Origin of the sequence: Brevibacterium sp. CCUG 69071, from assembly GCF_021023135.1 — a bacterium.
GTDB lineage: Bacteria > Actinomycetota > Actinomycetes > Actinomycetales > Brevibacteriaceae > Brevibacterium.
The window spans coordinates 22,185-39,042 of sequence record NZ_PGFV01000008.1; the positions used below are offsets into that span (position 1 = coordinate 22,185).

General features: G+C 64.7%; 15 protein-coding genes and 1 pseudogene. 9 read left to right on the plus strand and 7 right to left on the minus strand.

The window, feature by feature from the left end:
• Window positions 1–349 precede the first annotated feature (349 nt).
• The 3 genes from CV023_RS17020 to CV023_RS17030 are packed head-to-tail and all read left to right on the plus strand — an operon-like array spanning window position 350 to window position 3,607.
• A complete protein-coding gene (locus CV023_RS17020; RefSeq protein ID WP_230748103.1) occupies window positions 350–1,393 on the plus strand; it encodes a Bug family tripartite tricarboxylate transporter substrate binding protein in 1,044 nt (347 codons plus the stop codon).
• A complete protein-coding gene (locus tag CV023_RS17025) occupies window positions 1,390–2,067 on the plus strand; it encodes a tripartite tricarboxylate transporter TctB family protein (RefSeq protein WP_230748105.1) in 678 nt (225 codons plus the stop codon). Before CV023_RS17020 ends, CV023_RS17025 begins: the two co-directional genes overlap by 4 nt.
• Before the next feature lies 1 nt (window position 2,068).
• A complete protein-coding gene (locus CV023_RS17030; protein WP_230748107.1) occupies window positions 2,069–3,607 on the plus strand; it encodes a tripartite tricarboxylate transporter permease in 1,539 nt (512 codons plus the stop codon).
• A gap of 97 nt (window positions 3,608–3,704) precedes the next feature.
• Here the strand turns inward: CV023_RS17030 and CV023_RS17035 are convergent, their stop codons facing one another.
• Window positions 3,705–5,288 carry an MFS transporter gene (locus tag CV023_RS17035; protein WP_230748109.1) on the minus strand — a complete coding sequence of 528 codons (1,584 nt, stop codon included), beginning with the start codon at window positions 5,286–5,288 and terminating at the stop codon, window positions 3,705–3,707.
• A 68-nt stretch (window positions 5,289–5,356) separates the two neighbouring features.
• Between CV023_RS17035 and CV023_RS17040 the strand changes: the two genes are divergently transcribed.
• Window positions 5,357–5,878 (plus strand): TetR/AcrR family transcriptional regulator, encoded by a 522-nt coding sequence (locus tag CV023_RS17040; protein ID WP_230748111.1) that lies wholly within the window; start codon window positions 5,357–5,359, stop codon window positions 5,876–5,878.
• Between the two features lie 633 nt (window positions 5,879–6,511).
• Window positions 6,512–7,075: an endonuclease domain-containing protein gene (locus CV023_RS17045; RefSeq protein ID WP_230748112.1), complete on the plus strand. Its 564-nt coding sequence runs from the start codon at window positions 6,512–6,514 to the stop codon at window positions 7,073–7,075.
• A gap of 186 nt (window positions 7,076–7,261) precedes the next feature.
• Here the strand turns inward: CV023_RS17045 and CV023_RS17050 are convergent, their stop codons facing one another.
• The gene (locus CV023_RS17050; RefSeq protein ID WP_230748113.1) at window positions 7,262–9,082 is read right to left on the minus strand and encodes a flavin-containing monooxygenase; all 1,821 of its coding nucleotides are present in this window, start codon (window positions 9,080–9,082) and stop codon (window positions 7,262–7,264) included.
• A 113-nt stretch (window positions 9,083–9,195) separates the two neighbouring features.
• On the opposite strand from CV023_RS17050, the gene CV023_RS17055 reads away from it, so the two are divergent.
• Window positions 9,196–10,365, plus strand: a complete 1,170-nt coding sequence (locus CV023_RS17055; RefSeq protein ID WP_230748115.1) for a GAF domain-containing protein — start codon at window positions 9,196–9,198, stop codon at window positions 10,363–10,365.
• Here CV023_RS17055 and CV023_RS17060 read toward each other — a convergent pair whose 3' ends face one another.
• From CV023_RS17060 to CV023_RS17070, 3 genes are all read right to left on the minus strand, one after another.
• Entirely contained in the window at window positions 10,366–11,412 is a 1,047-nt protein-coding gene (locus CV023_RS17060; RefSeq protein ID WP_230748124.1) for an NAD(P)-dependent alcohol dehydrogenase, read from the minus strand.
• Window positions 11,413–11,503: 91 nt separating this feature from the next.
• Window positions 11,504–11,932: a VOC family protein gene (locus CV023_RS17065; protein ID WP_230748126.1), complete on the minus strand. Its 429-nt coding sequence runs from the start codon at window positions 11,930–11,932 to the stop codon at window positions 11,504–11,506.
• 86 nt (window positions 11,933–12,018) lie between these two features.
• Window positions 12,019–12,903, minus strand: a complete 885-nt coding sequence (locus CV023_RS17070) for a helix-turn-helix domain-containing protein (protein WP_230748128.1) — start codon at window positions 12,901–12,903, stop codon at window positions 12,019–12,021.
• A gap of 67 nt (window positions 12,904–12,970) precedes the next feature.
• On the opposite strand from CV023_RS17070, the pseudogene CV023_RS17075 reads away from it, so the two are divergent.
• Window positions 12,971–13,192: pseudogene (locus CV023_RS17075) on the plus strand (ArsR/SmtB family transcription factor); the annotation flags it as partial.
• 242 nt (window positions 13,193–13,434) lie between these two features.
• The gene (locus tag CV023_RS17080; RefSeq protein ID WP_230748277.1) at window positions 13,435–13,803 is read left to right on the plus strand and encodes an SRPBCC domain-containing protein; all 369 of its coding nucleotides are present in this window, start codon (window positions 13,435–13,437) and stop codon (window positions 13,801–13,803) included.
• Window positions 13,804–13,810: 7 nt separating this feature from the next.
• Here the strand turns inward: CV023_RS17080 and CV023_RS17085 are convergent, their stop codons facing one another.
• Complete coding sequence (locus CV023_RS17085; protein ID WP_230748130.1) at window positions 13,811–14,122, minus strand: ArsR/SmtB family transcription factor; 312 nt, start codon at window positions 14,120–14,122, stop codon at window positions 13,811–13,813.
• A gap of 48 nt (window positions 14,123–14,170) precedes the next feature.
• Here CV023_RS17085 and CV023_RS17090 point away from each other — a divergent pair, with 48 nt between their 5' ends.
• On the plus strand, window positions 14,171–15,421 hold the full coding sequence (locus tag CV023_RS17090; protein ID WP_230748132.1) for an MFS transporter: 1,251 nt from the start codon (window positions 14,171–14,173) through the stop codon (window positions 15,419–15,421).
• 70 nt (window positions 15,422–15,491) lie between these two features.
• Here the strand turns inward: CV023_RS17090 and CV023_RS17095 are convergent, their stop codons facing one another.
• Window positions 15,492–16,778, minus strand: a complete 1,287-nt coding sequence (locus CV023_RS17095; protein ID WP_230748134.1) for an adenylosuccinate synthase — start codon at window positions 16,776–16,778, stop codon at window positions 15,492–15,494.
• Window positions 16,779–16,858 lie beyond the last annotated feature (80 nt).

The window sequence follows — 16,858 nt, forward strand, 5'->3', positions numbered from 1 at the left end:
ATTCTGAGACGGAGGTCTCCGTGCCCGATTCGGGGGCGATCCGGGCGAGAGGTCGTGCCGAACCAGCATCGATCACACCGTATTGAGCAGAATGCACTCAACGCGCTCAATGGGCAGAACGAGCAGAGTGAGCACAAGCGCGCCCCGCTTCTCGCCCACCTCTACGCTGAGTCACAGATCACAACTGCCTTCACAGGAGAAGACTGCCTTCAATGGAGAAGCCCGCGCTCACGCACCCACCCCCGCAAAGCCATCACCACAGCAATCATCGCGTCCTGAAGCCGTCCTGCTGTGCTAAGTTGACGCCTACTCAGGGAACTCTCAAACTCACTGACTGAAAGTCTGATCAATGTCGATCCACACTCCCTCTCCGTCCGAGGACTCCGGCGGAAAGACCTCACATCCTTCCCGGCGCATGTTCGGCCGAATCGCCTATGGTGCGATCGCCGTGGCCGCGATCGGAACGGCGACCACCTATTCGGTCAGGGCCGCCTCGGCGAAGGGCGATCTGTCCTCGAACCTCACCCTCATCGCTCCTGCGGGAGCCGGCGGCGGCTGGGACGGCTTCGCCCGCGAGGCCCAGCAGGCGATGCGCGTGACCCGCCTGGCCAACAACGCCCAGGTCGTCAACATCCCCGGCGCCGGCGGCACCATCGGCCTCGGCAAGTTCTCGACCATGCACGGTCAGGCCGACACCCTGCTGGCCACCGGCACAGCGATGACCGGCGGAATCGCTTTGAACAAGTCCCCCGTCAGCTTCGACAACACGACGCTGCTGGCCCGTGTGGCCGAGGACTACGACGTGCTCATCGCCTCCGCGGACTCCCCGTATGACACGATCGACGATGTCATCGACGCCTGGAAGAAGGATCCCAAGGGATTCGTGTGGACGGGCGGATCGGCCGGTTCGGTCGACCATCTCACGATCGCCCAGCTCGCCCTCCTCGGCGACATTCCAGCCTCTGACATCACCTACATTCCAAAGTCCGGCGGCGGCGAGGCGATCCAGACCCTGCTCTCGGGCACAACGGACTTCGCCTCCTGCGGGTTCAACGAGGTCTCCGACCAGGTCGAGGCCGGCCGTGTCAAGGCCATCGGCGTCGCCGCACCGGAGCGGGTCGCCGGTTTCGAGGATGTCCCCACCATGTCCGAACAGGGCTATGAGGTGACGCTGACGAACTGGCGCGGCTGGCTCGGGGCACCCGACATCACCGGCGAGGAGTCCGCGCAGCTGCTCGAGATCCTTCAGAAGACCCGTGACAGCGCGGAGTGGAAGGACGCCCTCGAGCGCAACAAATGGACCGATGTGTGGCTGACCGGTGAGGAATTCGCCGAGTTCATCAAGGAAGACACCTCTCGGGTCGAGAAGCTTCTCAAGGAGTTGGGACTGTGAGCGTACAGACGCAAGCGAACACACGAACCCGGACGGGCCACCTCGGCGCCGGGACCTGGTGGGAGGGCCGATCGGGACTGATCGTGCCCGTGATCATGGCCGCCTTCTCGACGTATCTGCTTGTCGGGATCCTCACGATGGAGGTCGCCGAGGACGCGGACCAGCCCGGTCCGCAGTTCTTCCCGATGCTCATCATGATCGTCGGCTACGCCATCACCGTGCTGCTGACGATCGCCTATATCCGCAATCCCGAACCCGTCGATGTCTCTGATGAGCTGCCCGCCGAGGCGGAGGAGGAGAAGGCGTTCTCGACGCCGGTGACCTCTGCGGTCTCGGCGTCCCGGATGGATCCTCACGAGGAGGACGAACCGAGCCGTGATCGTCAGGCCCTCGCCGAGGCGCGCGCCGCGGATTCCAAACACCGCACCCATTCGGACTTCGTGTCCCTGGCCTGGGGCGCCGGTGGTTTCGCGGCCTTCGCGCTGATCCTCGAGTTCGCCGGCTGGATCATCGCCGCGGCTCTCCTGTTCTGGTGCGTGGCGAGGTCGATGGGCTCGAAGAAGCCTCTGTTCGATCTCACCGTGGCGCTGACGTTCTCGTCCCTGGTCTACATCGCCTTCGCGGTGATGCTGGGACTCAACCTGCCCTCGGGCATCCTGGGAGGTGGCTTCTGATATGGACGCAGTACTGTCCCTCTTCGAGGGCTTCACACACGCGCTGACCCCGATGAACCTGCTGTGGGTCGTCGTCGGCTGCTTCCTCGGCACCGCCGTCGGCGTGCTGCCGGGCCTCGGTTCGTCGATGGCGGTGGCTCTGCTGCTGCCGATGACCTTCGCGCTCGATCCGACCGGTGCGTTCATCATGTTCGCCGGCGTCTACTTCGGCGGCCTCTTCGGCGACTCCACGATGGCGATCCTCATGAACACCCCGGGTCAGGCCTCGGCCATCGCCTCGACCTTCGAGGGCCACAAGATGGCCAAGGCCGGTCGCGCCCCACAGGCGCTGGCGACCGCGGCGATCGGGGCGTTCATCGGCGGGTTCGTCTCCTGCTTCCTCGTCGTCTTCGTCGCTCCGCTGCTCGCCGAACTCTCCACGAGCTTCGGTCCCGCCGAATACTTCGCCCTCGCCCTCTTCGCCTTCGTCGCCACCTCCTCGGTGGTCGCCGATTCGGTGCTCAAGGGCCTCATGGCCCTGGTGCTCGGCGTCGGGATCTCGGTCATCGGCATCGACTCGGTCTCGGGCACGGAGCGTTTCACCTTCGGCGTCCCGGAGCTCTTCGACGGCGTCTCGCTCGTCACCGTGACGGTGGGCATCCTGGCCCTGGGCGAGGTGTTCTTCATCGCCTCGCGGATCAGGCGCAAGGCCAACGACAACACGATCAACGCCTCGGGCCGGCCCTACCTGAGCCGCAAGGAATTCGGAGAGGCGCTGCCGGCCTGGCTGCGCGGCACCGCGATCGGACTTCCGTTCGGCGTGATCCCCGTCGGCGGTGCCGATGTGCCGACGTTCATGGCCTACGGCCTCGAGCGCAAGCTCGACTCCCGGCGCAAGGACCCGCAGTTCGGCAAGGGCGCGATCCGTGGTCTGGCCGGGCCCGAGGCGGCCGGATCCGCCACGACGGGCATCGCCATGGGTGCCCTGCTGGCCCTGGGCCTGCCGATCTCGGCGACCGCGGCGATCATGCTCGCGGCCTTCCGCCAGTACGGTCTGCAGCCGGGCCCGCTGCTCTTCGACCGCTCCCCCGAGCTGGTCTGGGGTCTGCTGGCCAGCTTCTTCCTCGCGATGATCGTCCTGCTCATCATCAACCTGCCCTTCGCGCCCCTGTGGGCGAAGCTGCTGAAGATCCCGGACCCCTACCTCTACGGCGGCATCGCGGTCTTCTGCGGGCTGGGCATCTACGCGACGTCCGCCTCGACGTTCGAGCTGCTCGTCCTGCTGGGAATCGGCATCATCAGCTTCGTGCTCAAACGCTACGGGGTGCCGCTGGCCCCGCTGATGATCGGCATGGTCCTCGGTCCCCTGGCCGAGTCGAGCCTGCGCGATGCCCTGCTGGCGTCGGGCAACGACGCCTCGGTGCTCGTGTCCTCACCGATCACGATCGTGCTCTACATCGTCCTCATCGGGGCGCTGGTCTACACCGGCGTCGGCCGGGTGCTGGCCCGTCGGAGGCAGGCCGCTTCGACCACCGCCAAGGTGGAGGAGCCGGTGAGCTGATCACCTGACATACACGAGGCCCCACTGACGATTCACATCATCGTCGGTGGGGCCTCGTGCATCTGTCGCACTCAGTACCGCAGGCGGTTCCGCCGTCTCAGCCGAGGATGCTCCCCTGCGTCTTCACATCGTGGTCATCGGCCTCCTCGGCGGGTTTCGACTGCGAGCCCGGCAGGAGTCGTCCGGCGCCCTTGAGCCCGAAGGTCGTGAGCACCACGGCGATGAGGACGAGAACCACAGCGGCACCGGCGGCCCACTGCACGCCGAAGTCGAAGGCCGACACGGCAGCCTCGGCGAGCCGATCACCGGTGGCCCCGCCCACCTCGGCGGCGCGTTCGAGGGCCGAGCCCAGGGTCTCGAATTCGGACCCGCCGGCAGTGTCGCCGATCGTCGAGGTCAGGGTGGACCCATAGACGAACGTCGAGAGGCCGCCGAGGACCGCGGTGCCCATCACCGAGCCGAACTCGTAGGCGGTCTCGGAGATCGCCGAGGCGGCACCGGCCTTGTTCGCCGGGACGGCACCGAGGATGAGGTCGTTGGTGATGACCTCGGCGGTGCCGAGCCCGATGCCGAGGATGAGGAAGGCCAACAGCATGCCCGCCACCGAGTGCTCGGGGGTGAAGGCGACGATGCCCATGCCCGTCGCATTGAGCAGGAGTGCGCAGGGCACGACCACGCGCGGTTCGAACCGGGCGATGATCGGCACCGCGAGATAGCCCGCCGCGATCGAGGTGATGAGTCCGGGGACGAGCACGAGCGCGGCCTCGATCGGGGAGAGCCCGAGGACGAGCTGGAGCAGCTGGGTGCCGAAGTAGAGGAACCCGGCCAGACCCATGACGCTGAGCAGATTCGAGGCCACCGCCGAGCTGAAGACTCTGTTGGTGAAGAGTCGCACGTCGAGCATCGGAGTCGGCATGGCCAGCTGCCGCGCGACGAAACCGGCACCCGAGACGATGGCGACGGCCAGGCTCGCCCAGAACAGCAGATCGACACCGTCGGCCATGACGTGCTTGATCGCGAAGACCAGTGGGGTGAGCATGAGCATCGACAGGGCGATCGATAGCGGGTCGATGCGTCCGGGGTTCGGGTCCCGCGATTCTGGCAGGAGCAGCATGGCGGCCGGAAGGAAGAGCGCGATGAGCGGGAGGTTGATGAAGAAGATCGAGCTCCAGTGGAAGTGTTCGATGAGGAAGCCGCCGACGATGGGACCGAGTGCGGCACCACCGGAGAACATGGCCGCCCAGGTGGCGATCGCGACCCGGCGGTCCTTCTCATGCAGGAAGATGTTGCGGATCAGGGAGAGCGTCGAGGGCATGAGCGTGGCGCCGAAGAACCCGAGCAGGGCGCGGGCGATGATGAGCATCTCCGCCGAGCTGGAGAACGCGGCCAGCAGAGAGGCTAAGCCGAATCCTGCCGCACCGATGATGAGGAGCTTGCGGCGTCCGACGCGGTCGCCGAGGCTGCCCATGGCCACGAGGAGACCGGCGAGCATGAGGGCGTAGATGTCGACGATCCACAGCAGCTGCGTGCCGGTCGGGTGGAGACCGGTGCTGATGGCCGGGATCGCGAACCCGAGCACGGTGTTGTCGATGGAGATGAGCAGAACGGGGATCATCAGCACCGCCAGGCCGGCCCATTCGCGCCGGCCGGCGCGCAGCTGTGGAGTCTGTGTAGTGGACATGACATTTACTGTACCGTCTAGACGGTACAGTTGAAAAGTCGGGCAGCCCATCCGCTAGGCTCGGAGGCATGGCCCGCAACTCCTCCGAGACCAAAGACAAGCTGCTCGATGCCTTCGAGATCCTCCTCGATGAGCACGGCACCTCGGGCGCGACGCTCGATGCCGTCGCGGCGAAGGCGGGAGTGTCCAAGGGCGGACTGCTCTACCACTACGGGTCGAAGGCAGAGCTGGTCAAGGGCAGCCTGGAGCGACTTGGCCGGCTCGTCGACGAGGATGTCGAATCGATGAAGTCCGCCGGCGAGCGCCTGCACCTCTACTACCTGGAGACTTCTGCAGAGGTGGGCACTCCTCTCGACCGCAGCCTCATCGCCGCGGGCTGCCTGGCTCTGGAGAACGAGGATGCGAAGGCGGCCCTGCGCAGGACCCGGGAAGCCTGGTTCAACACCCTCAACGACCACCTCGGCGATCCGGATCTGGCAATGACCATCCAGCTCATCGGCGACGGCATGTACTTCAACCAGAACTTCGGGCTCTCCCAAGCCGAGGCACTCGCCCACGTCAAGAAAGTGCTCAGCCGCCTGGGGCTGTAGGGCGCGGGGCCGTGAGAGTGCGGGGCTGCGAGGGCTCGACCGCGCGAAGCTCCGGCAAACGGCGCGCTCCAACTCGGAGTTGCGGACGATTCGTGCGGGAGCGGGCCTGAATTCTCGGCACGAATCGTCCGCAACTCCGAAGGTTCTCGCTCAGCACTCGCGCGTACAAAGCTGTGGACAGCGAGACGCCATCCACAGACGCTCTTCGTACTATTCTTTTACGTTCTGCAGTGATGCATTATGTCGTCTATGTTCAATGACGACAGATGGAAGATGTTGGACTTCCCGCAGCTGTTCCGGACCAGGGAGTACCTTTCGCGCGGTATCACCCGTCACGGCCTCTACCACTCGGATCGCTACAGACAGGTGCTCCCCGGAGTCAGGATGGACCTCGAGTGCTGCGATCGCTGCCCGGTCCCGGTGTGGGCTGACAACGACTGGCGGTGAGATGCTCAGCAGCTGCGCGCAGCGCTCCTCCTCTATCCCGGCGTCGTGGCCAGTCACGCCATGGCCGCGCGTCTCTATGGCTGGCCGCTTCCCTCCAATTGGCTGACGGATCAGCTTCACGTCTCGGTGAGGAATGCGAATTCTCGGATCAGACTTCGTCAGATCACTTTGCATCGAGCGAAGCAGATGTCGACTCGAGAATGGTTCGGTCTGCCGATCCTCTCCCCCGAAGACGTCTTCATCGGCCTCGGCGGCGACCTGCTCACCCGCGACCTCATCAAGCTCGGCGACGCCGCGGTCGGCAAGTGGCACGGATCCCCGCAGATCGGCCTCGATGACCTCAGAGCCTCCGTGCGTGATCGCCCGTTCGTCCGTGGGCGCAGACACCTCCTCGAAGCACTCGACATGGTTCGCCTCACGGTCGACTCTCCTCCCGAGACCGACCTGCGCCTCTGGGCGATCGCGGTCGGGCTGCCCGAACCGGTCGTCCATCCCCAGATCTACAGTCGGATGCTCGGACGTGTGGTCGAACCCGATCTCGGCTACCCCGACGCGCTGCTCGCCCTCGAGTACGAAGGAGAACACCACCTGCGCTCGAAGCGGCAGTGGCAGAGCGACATCAATCGAGACGAAGCACTGCGTGCCGAAGGCTGGACCGTGCTCCGAGTGACGAGCAGCGTCAACTACGCGCAGCTCGAGACGACCATTCGCCGTCATTTGGGGCTGGAGGCACCACGGCGACGCGCTTGAAGGTCCTCCGCGGATGGCGATGCGGCCGCTTCAAGCCCGGCGCCGGCAAGTTGCGGTCACTGCAAGCCCGGAACTCGCGAGTTATGGCCTCTGCGAGCCCTCACCCGGCGAGTTGCGGACGATCTGTGCTCGTTTTCGAGGCCCACTCCCGCACGAATCGTCCGCAACTCCCCTAGAGTTCGCGCCTCACCCCAGGTGGTGGACCTCCTGAAGCCCGTACACCGGAGTCTCGATCCCCTCATACCGGGCCTTGAGTTGGAGGGCCAGGTAGAGCGAATAGTGCCGTGACTGGTGGAGGTTGCCGCCCATGAACCACAGGTTCTCCTGCTGGGTGGGCTTCCACATGTTGCGCTGCTCGCCCTCCCAAGGGCCCGGGTCCTTAGTTGTCTCCGAGCCGAGCCCCCAGCACTTGCCCACCTTGTCGGCGGTCTCCTGGTCGACGAGGTCGGCGACCCACCCGTTCATCGAGCCGTAGCCGGTGGCATAGACGACGAGGTCAGCCGGAAGTTCCGTCCCATCGCTGAGCACCACCGAGTCTTCGGTGAGATGGTCGACCTGCCCTTTGGCGAGCTTGACCTTGCCGTCGGCGACGAGCTCGGCCGAGCCGACGTCGATGTAGTAGCCCGATCCGCGACGGAGGTATTTGAGGAACAGCCCCGATTCGTCATCGCCGAAGTCGAGGTCGAAGCCGGCTGCCTCCATCCGGGCATAGAAGTCCTTGTCGCGCTCCTTGATCTGGTCATAGAGCGGGATCTGGAACTCGTGCATGATCCGGTACGGGAGCGAGGCGAAGATGAGGTCGGCCTTCTCCGTCGTCACGCCGCCTTCCAGCGCACGTTCGGAATACAGGTCACCCATCGCGATATCGACGAGTGAATCGCTCTTGACGATGTGCGTGCTCGAGCGTTGCACCATCGTGACGTCGGCGTCGTTCTCATACAGCGCCCCGCAGATGTCGAAGGCGGAGTTGTTGCTGCCGATGACGACGACCTTCTTGCCCGCATAGGCATCCGGTCCGGGGTGCTGGGAGGAGTGCTGCTGCTCCCCTTTGAACACGTCCGAACCCGGGAACGTCGGGATGTTCGGCTTGCCCGACATGCCCGTGGCCATGACGAGGTGCCTCGGATTCAGCGTGATCGTCTGCCCCTCACGCTCGACCTCGACCGTCCACGTCTTCGTCGCCTCATCAAAGCTCGCCGAGGCGGCTGTGGTCGACGACCAGTACGGGATCTCCATGATCTTCGTGTAGGACTCGAGCCAGTCCGCGATCTTGTCCTTGGGAGCGAAGACGGGCCAGTTGTCGGGGAATTTCAGGTACGGCAGGTGGTCGTACCAGATCGGATCGTGCAGGCACAGGGATTTGTAGCGGGAGCGCCATTGGTCGCCGGGCCGGGCCCAGCGGTCGATGACGAGGGCCGGCACACCGAGCTGTCGGAGGCGAGCGCCGAGGGCGATTCCGCCCTGTCCCCCGCCGACGACGAGGATGTAGGGGTCGGCGGTCGTACCCCAGGCGGCGTCCTCCTCGGCGAGCTTTTCTGACCAGCTCTTCCTCTCAGGATCCACTCCGTGCTCGGCACCTTTGATCCGCCGAGTGCCGCGGGGCTCTTCGTGCCCGGTCAGCTCCTGCAGGGAGGTGAGCATGGTCCAGGCCTTCGTCCCGTCTTCCTCGATGAGACGGACGAGACCCTTTCCTCGACCCACCGAGGTGGTGAAGGTGAACCAGGCTTCGGTGACTCCGTCGGCAGTGGCCGCGGGTTCGGAGAGTTCGAAGTCCGAGGGTGCGACGCGGTCGAGGTTCGCGCTCAGCAAATCGCTCACCCCGTCGGGCTTCTCCACCGTGTTGAGGTTCCAGGTAAAGGACACGAGGTCCCGCCAATAGCTCGTCGTGGCGAACAGTCCTGCCGCGGCCGCGATGTCGCGGGCGGTCAGCGCCTCCTCGAAGGCGGTGAACCAGTCGGTGGCGATGTCATCGGCCGTGCGCTGGGGTCGATCGATTGTGGTGGTCATGTCACTCCTCTTCGTTGAGCTGTGTGCCACCAAGCTATGCCTGCTGCACGGGCGGGGAAAGGGTTGCATGGAGTTGCATGAGCATGGTTGACCGGAGTGCCTATACTCGAGACATGCCACAGCCGGACCTGGCGCATCTCGCCAGGGATCTGACACGCATTCACGATGCCGTGATCACTGGCGGTTCGCCGCCGGTGCAGCCTCGTGCGCTCGTTGCGCGCTCGTGGGATCGGACGCTGCGCCTGGGTCTCGACCCGTCCGGGGGCAATCGTCGGGTTGTGGCCGCCGAGGCGGATGTCGAGTCCCGCAGGCATCGTTCGAAGCTGCGTCTCATCGTCGAAGAGCTCAAGTCCGTGCTCCTGCGCGCCCCGGATGCAGCCACGTTCATCCTCGTCGTCACCGATGCCGAAGGTGTGATCCTGTGGCGCGACGGGGCCAGCGGTGCCAGGCGTCAGGCCGATGGCCTGGGTTTCGTCGAGGGCGCTCACTGGTCGGAGTCCGTGGTCGGGACGAATGCGATCGGCACGGCCCTGGCCGAAGAGGCTCCGGTGCAGCTGTTCTCCGCCGAGCATTTCGAATCCGCCCAGCACCCTTGGTACTGCAGTGCGGTGCCGGTCCATGATCCCGGGGATGGTCGGCTGCTCGGCGTCGTCGACATCAGCGGTCCTGCGCTGACCCTGCATCCGACGGTGCAGTCGCTGGTCACCACCGCCGTCAAACTCGCCGAGGCGCGGCTGCTCATCATCCAGCAGGAGGCACTCAACGGCCTGCGGGATCGGATGTCGCCGATGTTGCGCGGCACACGCGGACCAGCGCTCGTCGTCGATGACGAGGGCTGGGTCGCCTACCAGCAGGGAGTCGGGGCGCGGGATCGCATCGAGGCTCCACGGGAGGACAGGACGATCCTCATTCCGGGTGCCGGGCTCTGCTCTCCGGAGCGGGTGACAGGCGGCTGGCTGCTGCGGCCCTCACGCAATGCGGGCGATCGCACCGTGGCGGTGACGCTGCGCTGCTCCACGTCGCCCGCGACTCTCGAGATCGACTCGGACACTGGGCCTCTGACGATCCCGCTGACCCCACGTCGTGCGGAGATCCTCTCAGCGGTCACCTCGGCGGGGGACGCCGGGATCAGTGCCGCCGAACTCAGTCGCAGACTCTACGGCGATGCCGACCACCTGGTCACGGTCCGCGCCGAGGTCTCCCGCCTGCGCCGCTCGATCGGCGCCCTCCTCTCGACCCAGCCCTATCGCTGGGCCGATGGAGTGAGCGCGAGCCTGAGCTGATCAGCTGTCGTGCGGAACGATGACTGCCCGCCCGGACAGCTCACCTGCCTGCAGTTTCCTATACGCGTCGAGACCGTCCTCAAGACTGTAACGCTCGATTTCGGGAACGATCTGGCCGGCCCTGTACATGTCGACGACCTCGTGAAGGTCCTCGATGGTGCCCCAATAGGTGTTGGTCAGCGTCGATTCGTAGGGATTGGTGAAGAAGGACCACTCATAGGATCCGCCGCCGATTCCGACGACGGTACACCGACCCTTGAGGCCCATCGACTGTGCGGCCACTGCGATGGTCCCGCTCGCGCCGACGAAATCGAATGCCGCGTCGACGCCCTTACCGCCAGTGATGTCGCGGATACGTTCCGCCTGACCATTACCGCCAGCTACCGTGACGGCACCAGCATCAGCTGCTTTCGCCATCGCTTCGTCCTTCATATCCGTGGCGATGACCGTCGCCCCCGTGAGCGCGCGCAAGATCTGAACGGCGATCTGACCCAACCCGCCGAGACCGATGACCAATGCGAACTTGCCACCGCCATTGAGATTCGGCAGTGCCTGCTTGATCGCGTGATAGGGCGTCAGGCCGGCATCTGACAGCGGTGCGGCCGCAACCGGATCTGCATCGCCGAGTGGAACAAGGTTGCGCGCGGGAACAGTGACGTACTCGGCCATGCCGCCATCACGGCCGAGGCCGATGGCCAAGTAGGGATTTGTCGCGGCGTTCACGCAGTAGGTGTCCTGCCCGCGTGAGCACGCGCGGCACTTTCCACAGCCGATGGGCCCGTAGGCAAGATAGGCATCGCCCTTGGTGAACCCGGTGACGCCCTCGCCCAGTTCTTCGACCCAACCGGAGTTCTCGTGGCCGAGGATGAATGGAGGCGGGACTGCTCCGGGACCGCCCTTCTCAAATTCGTTGTAGACGGCTACGTCCGAGTGGCACGCACCTGCACCCGCGACCTTGAGCAGAACTTCGCCCGGACCCGGTTTGGGCTTGTCGACATCCTTAAGGACGGGGAAGGTCTTGTAGTCTTCGAAGACTATCGCTCGCATGAAATGATCTCCTCTCATGGGCTTCGTGGCGCGAATCCGTGCCACAGGCCTCACCATACTCAGGTGCGATCAATAAATGCTGACCTATGTGTCAGAGGCTGCCCTGTTCTGCTTGCGCTCCCCGATACGTCCCGAAGCTCCACAGCACGCCTTCGGGATCCTGAACGCTGAAGTCCTTCGAACCGTAGTCCTGTTCGGTCAGGCCCATGATTTCGGTCGCCCCGGCAGCGATGGCCCGGTGGTAGAGGGCTTCGACGTCATCGGCGGCGATGTAGACGGAGCCGGTCGCCACACCGGTCTTCGTCATCACTCCACCGTCATCGCGGGCGGAGCCGAGCATCACTCCCCCACCACCGGGCCAGGAGAGTTCGGCATGGTCGACGCGGTTCGGGTCATCGGCGTTCGTGTATTCGGCGGAGACTTCGAACCCGAACGCCTCCTGCAGGAACGTGATCGCCGCCTTCGCATCGCGGTAGCGGAATGTGGGCCAGATGTTGGCAGCTCCAGTTGTCTTCGACATGAGTCTTCCCTTCTCTCGTCTGACTTTGCTTACTCCACTGTGGTGGCAACGACTGCTGGAAGTCTTGGACGAATGGGAACTGGAGCTCAGGAGCGAATGAAGATCCGCTCGATAGGTCCAGCAGCCTCAGGTGGTGACTTCCTCACGACCGGATCGTCGTTCAGCCATCGGACCGGACTGGTGCCCGACAGCGCCCTGAACTCGCGATTGAGATGCGCCTGGTCGGTGTAGCCGCAGGCAGCGGAGATCTCAGCCAGCGACAGCCTCCGGGCTGCAACCATTCGCCTGGCCCGGTCGAACCTGATCACTCGCGCCGCTTCCTTGGGACCGATGCCGAACTCGGCCGTGAACTGGCCGTTGAGGTGGCGCCTGCTCCACCCCACCTGCTCGGCGATGCCGGCCACAGGAACACCGCCGCAATTCCTCACGATCTGCCTCCACGACTCGATCAGCTCCGCCCGAGGCTCAACAGGGCTGAGCCTGGACGCGGATCGGCGCTCCACCTCGGCGAGGGCCCGGAGAAGAACCTCATCAATGGCGTCGAACCGGGCGGCCCATGTCGGTTCGGCATTCACCCGTTCATACAGCTCGGAAGCGATCGGCCGGGAGACCTCCTCGAGGTCGTAGGTGCGGTGAGCGAAGTCGCCGGCCGGGATGCCGAAGATCGCCCGCGTCGCGAACGGTCCGAAGTTGATCTGGATTCCGGCCATCGATCCGGCATGACGGATCAGCGTCGAGCGCAGGTGCAAGCCCGCCAGGAGCACGTCGAAGGACTCGGTGGAATCGCTGGCCTCAATGTATTGGTGCAGCGATTCGCCGATCGAGAGGATGAAGGTCAGCGAACCCGAGGGCAGTCCCAGATGCGTCCCCGCGGGGACGCCAGAGATGTCGTAGCCGACGTAGTCCCCGACGAACTCGCGCAGGCGCGGATGTGGATGGCGGGTGAGGTTATCGGCATCCGGCGCGGACATGCCAGCAGTCTATTCCTTGTGCCCGGACCTCCGACCGTCGATTTTCAGCAGACTTCTCTCTGCATCGATGACATATGCAGGTAATCACCTGCATATTGAAGAGGTGACAAACGACGGCGATCTCGATTCCGTGTTCAAGGCGCTGGCCGACCCGACTCGGCGCGGCATCCTCGACGCACTGAGACTCGAGAACGGACAGTCGCTGCGCGAACTCTGCGAAGGCGCTTCGATGGCCCGACAGTCGTTGACACAGCACCTCGATCTCCTAGTCGAGGCCAACCTCGTCGTCGTCACCCGCAGGGGCAGAGAACGGCGGCACTATCTCAATCCGCATCCGATCCACGAAATGCACCAGCGGTGGACCCGCGAGTTCGAGCACAAGCACTTCGACGTCATCGACGCCGTCAAACACAACGCTGAGGAGTCAGCCATGAACACCGACAACGATTTTCCCGACTATGTCTACGTCACCTATATCCACGCCACCGCGCAACAGGTCTGGGATGCCCTGACCGACCACGAGATCACCGCCTGTACTGGAACGATGTCGCCGTCGTCTCCGACTGGAAAGTCGGCTCCTCGTGGGCGCACCACGCGGGCGGGCCCGATGGTGACTTTGACACGTGGGGGAAGGTCCTCGAAACAGACCCGCCGAACAAACTCGTCTTCACCTTCCAATCAGCCGAGCAGAGCCTTGACCAAGAAAGGTCGATCGCCTCATATCTCATCGAGGAGTCCGGTGAGGTCGTGAAGTTGACGGTGACGCACACGAACTTCGCGGATTCCGGTCTGCGCACCGGGATCGCGAAAGGCTGGCCCGCGGTTCTCGCTGGCCTCAAGTCTTACCTGGAGACCGGTCAGGCACTGCCCGCCGAAAGCTGGGACATGGCGGTCGGCTGAGCTGACCTCATTCCGGCAGCACGGACTCGAGCAGCCCTGGGAAGCGGGCGTCAATGTCTTCTCGACGCAAGGTCAGGCGCCGGTTCCGGCCATGGAGTTCACTGACGATGACGCCTGCTTCGCGCAGCACCTTGACCTGATGCGAGCGGGTCGACTTGGGCACTTCCGGCCCGAGCGCCGAACAGTCGACCATGTCCAGCGGCCCTGCCTGCAGCTGTCGGACAAGAGCGAGTCTCGCCTCGTCGCTGAGCGCGAAGAGGACAGCTGTGAGCTCGATGTCCTCGCGTCCCGGGTGCGGGAGACTTTCGTTGGCAACCATAGTTCGATAATAGTTGAACCGTCTGAGCGGCTGATATACGATCCGACAATGGTTCCAAAACTTTCGAACACTACGGTGGAGGACTCCCTCACCACCGAACCTGCGCCCGCCCTGACCTGGTGGTCGCGCGAGCGGTGGCGTCTGCGGCTCGCCCTCATCGCCACGACCGCGATGATGGCTGGAGCGAGCGCTCCCTCGCCGTTCTATCCGGTGATTCAGAAGACCTTCGGCTTCGCCCCGGTGATGATCACCGTCGTGTTCGCCGCCTACGCCGTTGCTCTTCTCGCTGCACTGCTCACCGCCGGGGCGCTGTCCGATCATGTGGGACGGCGCCCGATGATCTCGGCCGCGTTTGCTGTGCTCGCCGTGAGCATGGTGCTGTTCTGGCATGCCGACAGCGCAACGGCGCTCATCCTCTCCCGCGTAGTTCAGGGGATCGCCAGCGGAATTCTGCTCTCCACCCTGTCCGCCACCGTCGTCGATCTCGAACCAACCGACAAACCCGGATCAGCCTCGGCATGGAATTCGATCTCCGCCATGGCCGGCTTGGCGATCGGAGGTCTCATCGCCTCGCTCACACTCTTCGCCCTCACCGAGGCCGCAGGCGCGAGCGTAGTCTTCGGCACACTGACCGGCGTCTACATACTCCTGGGCGTCCTCATCTGGGTGATCCCGGAAACGTCAGCAGGTCGCCGCGGGGCTTGGCTCTCGCTCCTCCCCCGCGCTTCCCTGCCGCGCGAGATCCGCCGAGTCTTCGTCTATTCGACTCCGGCGTTCATCGCCGGCTGGGCGACCGGCGGACTCTATCTGTCCCTGGGCGCGAACATCGTCGCCACCCAGTTCCATACCAGCTCACACCTGGTCAGCGGACTGGTTGTCACCGCCCTGGCCGGGTCGGGGGCGGTCGCCGGTTTCGTCCTCCGCAAGCGCTCCGCACGCACGACCACACTCTTCGGCGCTATCGCCCTTGCCTGCGGCAGTGCCCTGACCCTCATCGCGCTCACCCTCGTGTCGCCGGAGCTGTACTATCTCGCGGTGGTCATCACCGGCACCGGTTTCGGCACCACTTTCCCAGGGGCCCTGCAGTCAGTATTGTCCATGGTCAGACCCGGCACCAACGCCGAGGTGATGGCTGCAGTCTTCGTCGTCTGCTACTTGTCGTTCGGCATCCCGGTCGTCATCGCCGGAATCCTCGTCCCCCTCATCGGCCTCTTCGCCGCGGCCTGTTGGTACGGCGCGTTCGTCGTCGTGCTCGCCGCGGGTGCTACGGTGCTGCGAGCCCTCGGCGCCCGCGGCTGAATCCGACCATGCGAAAGGGCGCTGCGAGCAATCCTGCCCGCAGCGCCCACTTCAATAACTCAGACCAACATCAGTCCAGCAGATCGTGCCTGACGATCGACTGCTCACGGTCCGGGCCGACGCCGATGACCGACATCCGGCAGCCGGAGATCTCTTCGAGGGCGAGCACGTACTTCTGCGCGTTGACCGGCAGATCCTCAAAGGTCCGCGCCCCGGTGATGTCCTCGCTCCAGCCGTCGAAGTACTCGAAGATCGGCTTGGCGTGGTGGAACTCGGTCTGGGACACCGGCATCTCGTCCTCGCGCTGCCCGTCGACCTCATAGGCCACGCAGACCGGGATCCGCTCAATGCCGGTGAGCACGTCGAGCTTGGTCAGCACATAGTCGGTGAAGCCGTTGGTCCGTGCGGCATAGCGGGCGATGACCGCGTCATACCAGCCGCAGCGACGGGGACGTCCGGTGTTGACACCGAATTCGCCGCCGGCCTTCTGGAGGTACTCCCCCATCTCATCGAAGAGTTCGGTCGGGAACGGTCCGGCACCCACTCGGGTCGTGTACGCCTTGACGATGCCGACGACGCGGTTGATCCGAGTCGGTCCGATTCCCGAACCCACGCAGGATCCGCCGGCAGTCGGGTTCGAGGAGGTGACGAAGGGATAGGTGCCGTGGTCGACGTCGAGCATCGTCGCCTGCCCGCCCTCCATGACGATGACCTCGTCACGATCGAGGGCATCGTTGAGCATGAGCTCGGTCTCGGCAACATAGGGGCGCAGCCGTTCGACGAAGGGCTCGAAGTACTCGACGATCTCCTCGACGCTGACCGCGCGACGATTGTAGACCTTGACCAGCAGTTCGTTCTTCTGACGCAGCGACCCCTCGATCTTCTGCCGCAGGATCGACTCGTCGAAGACGTCCTGGACCCGGATGCCTAGACGCCCGATCTTGTCCATGTAGGCCGGTCCGATGCCGCGTCCGGTGGTGCCGATGGCGCGCTTGCCCAAGAACCGCTCGGTCACCTTGTCCAAGGTCTGGTGGTAGGGCGCGACGAGGTGGGCGTTGGCCGAGATCCGCAGCTTCGAGGTGTCGGCGCCGCGAGATTCGAGCGCGTCGATCTCTTCGAAGAGCGCCTCGAGGTTGACGACGACGCCGTTGCCGATGACCGGAGTGACGTTCGGGGACAGGATTCCGGCTGGAAGGAGTTTGAGCTCGTACTTCTCACCGCCGACGACGACCGTGTGCCCTGCGTTGTTCCCGCCATTGGGCTTGACCACGTAGTCGACGCTGGTTCCGAGGATGTCGGTCGTCTTCCCTTTACCTTCGTCGCCCCATTGAGCGCCGACGACAACGATTGCTGGCATGAGAGTACTTCACCTCAAAGTGAGAGAGGGGGTGTCTTTACCCGGTCAGTCTACTGGCTCACACGGACACGACGGCGGGC

Bases quoted from the DNA above. Each gene is read 5' to 3' on its own strand.
- CV023_RS17095 (WP_230748134.1), bottom strand. From the start codon at position 16,778: ATGCCAGCAATCGTTGTCGTCGGCGCTCAATGGGGCGACGAAGGTAAA.
- CV023_RS17065 (WP_230748126.1), bottom strand. From the start codon at position 11,932: ATGTCGAAGACAACTGGAGCTGCCAACATCTGGCCCACATTCCGCTAC.
- CV023_RS17090 (WP_230748132.1), top strand. From the start codon at position 14,171: ATGGTTCCAAAACTTTCGAACACTACGGTGGAGGACTCCCTCACCACC.
- CV023_RS17040 (WP_230748111.1), top strand. From the start codon at position 5,357: ATGGCCCGCAACTCCTCCGAGACCAAAGACAAGCTGCTCGATGCCTTC.
- CV023_RS17085 (WP_230748130.1), bottom strand. From the start codon at position 14,122: ATGGTTGCCAACGAAAGTCTCCCGCACCCGGGACGCGAGGACATCGAG.
- CV023_RS17030 (WP_230748107.1), top strand. From the start codon at position 2,069: ATGGACGCAGTACTGTCCCTCTTCGAGGGCTTCACACACGCGCTGACC.
- CV023_RS17020 (WP_230748103.1), top strand. From the start codon at position 350: ATGTCGATCCACACTCCCTCTCCGTCCGAGGACTCCGGCGGAAAGACC.
- CV023_RS17050 (WP_230748113.1), bottom strand. From the start codon at position 9,082: ATGACCACCACAATCGATCGACCCCAGCGCACGGCCGATGACATCGCC.
- CV023_RS17070 (WP_230748128.1), bottom strand. From the start codon at position 12,903: ATGTCCGCGCCGGATGCCGATAACCTCACCCGCCATCCACATCCGCGC.
- CV023_RS17035 (WP_230748109.1), bottom strand. From the start codon at position 5,288: ATGTCCACTACACAGACTCCACAGCTGCGCGCCGGCCGGCGCGAATGG.
- CV023_RS17045 (WP_230748112.1), top strand. From the start codon at position 6,512: ATGTCGACTCGAGAATGGTTCGGTCTGCCGATCCTCTCCCCCGAAGAC.
- CV023_RS17055 (WP_230748115.1), top strand. From the start codon at position 9,196: ATGCCACAGCCGGACCTGGCGCATCTCGCCAGGGATCTGACACGCATT.
- CV023_RS17060 (WP_230748124.1), bottom strand. From the start codon at position 11,412: ATGCGAGCGATAGTCTTCGAAGACTACAAGACCTTCCCCGTCCTTAAG.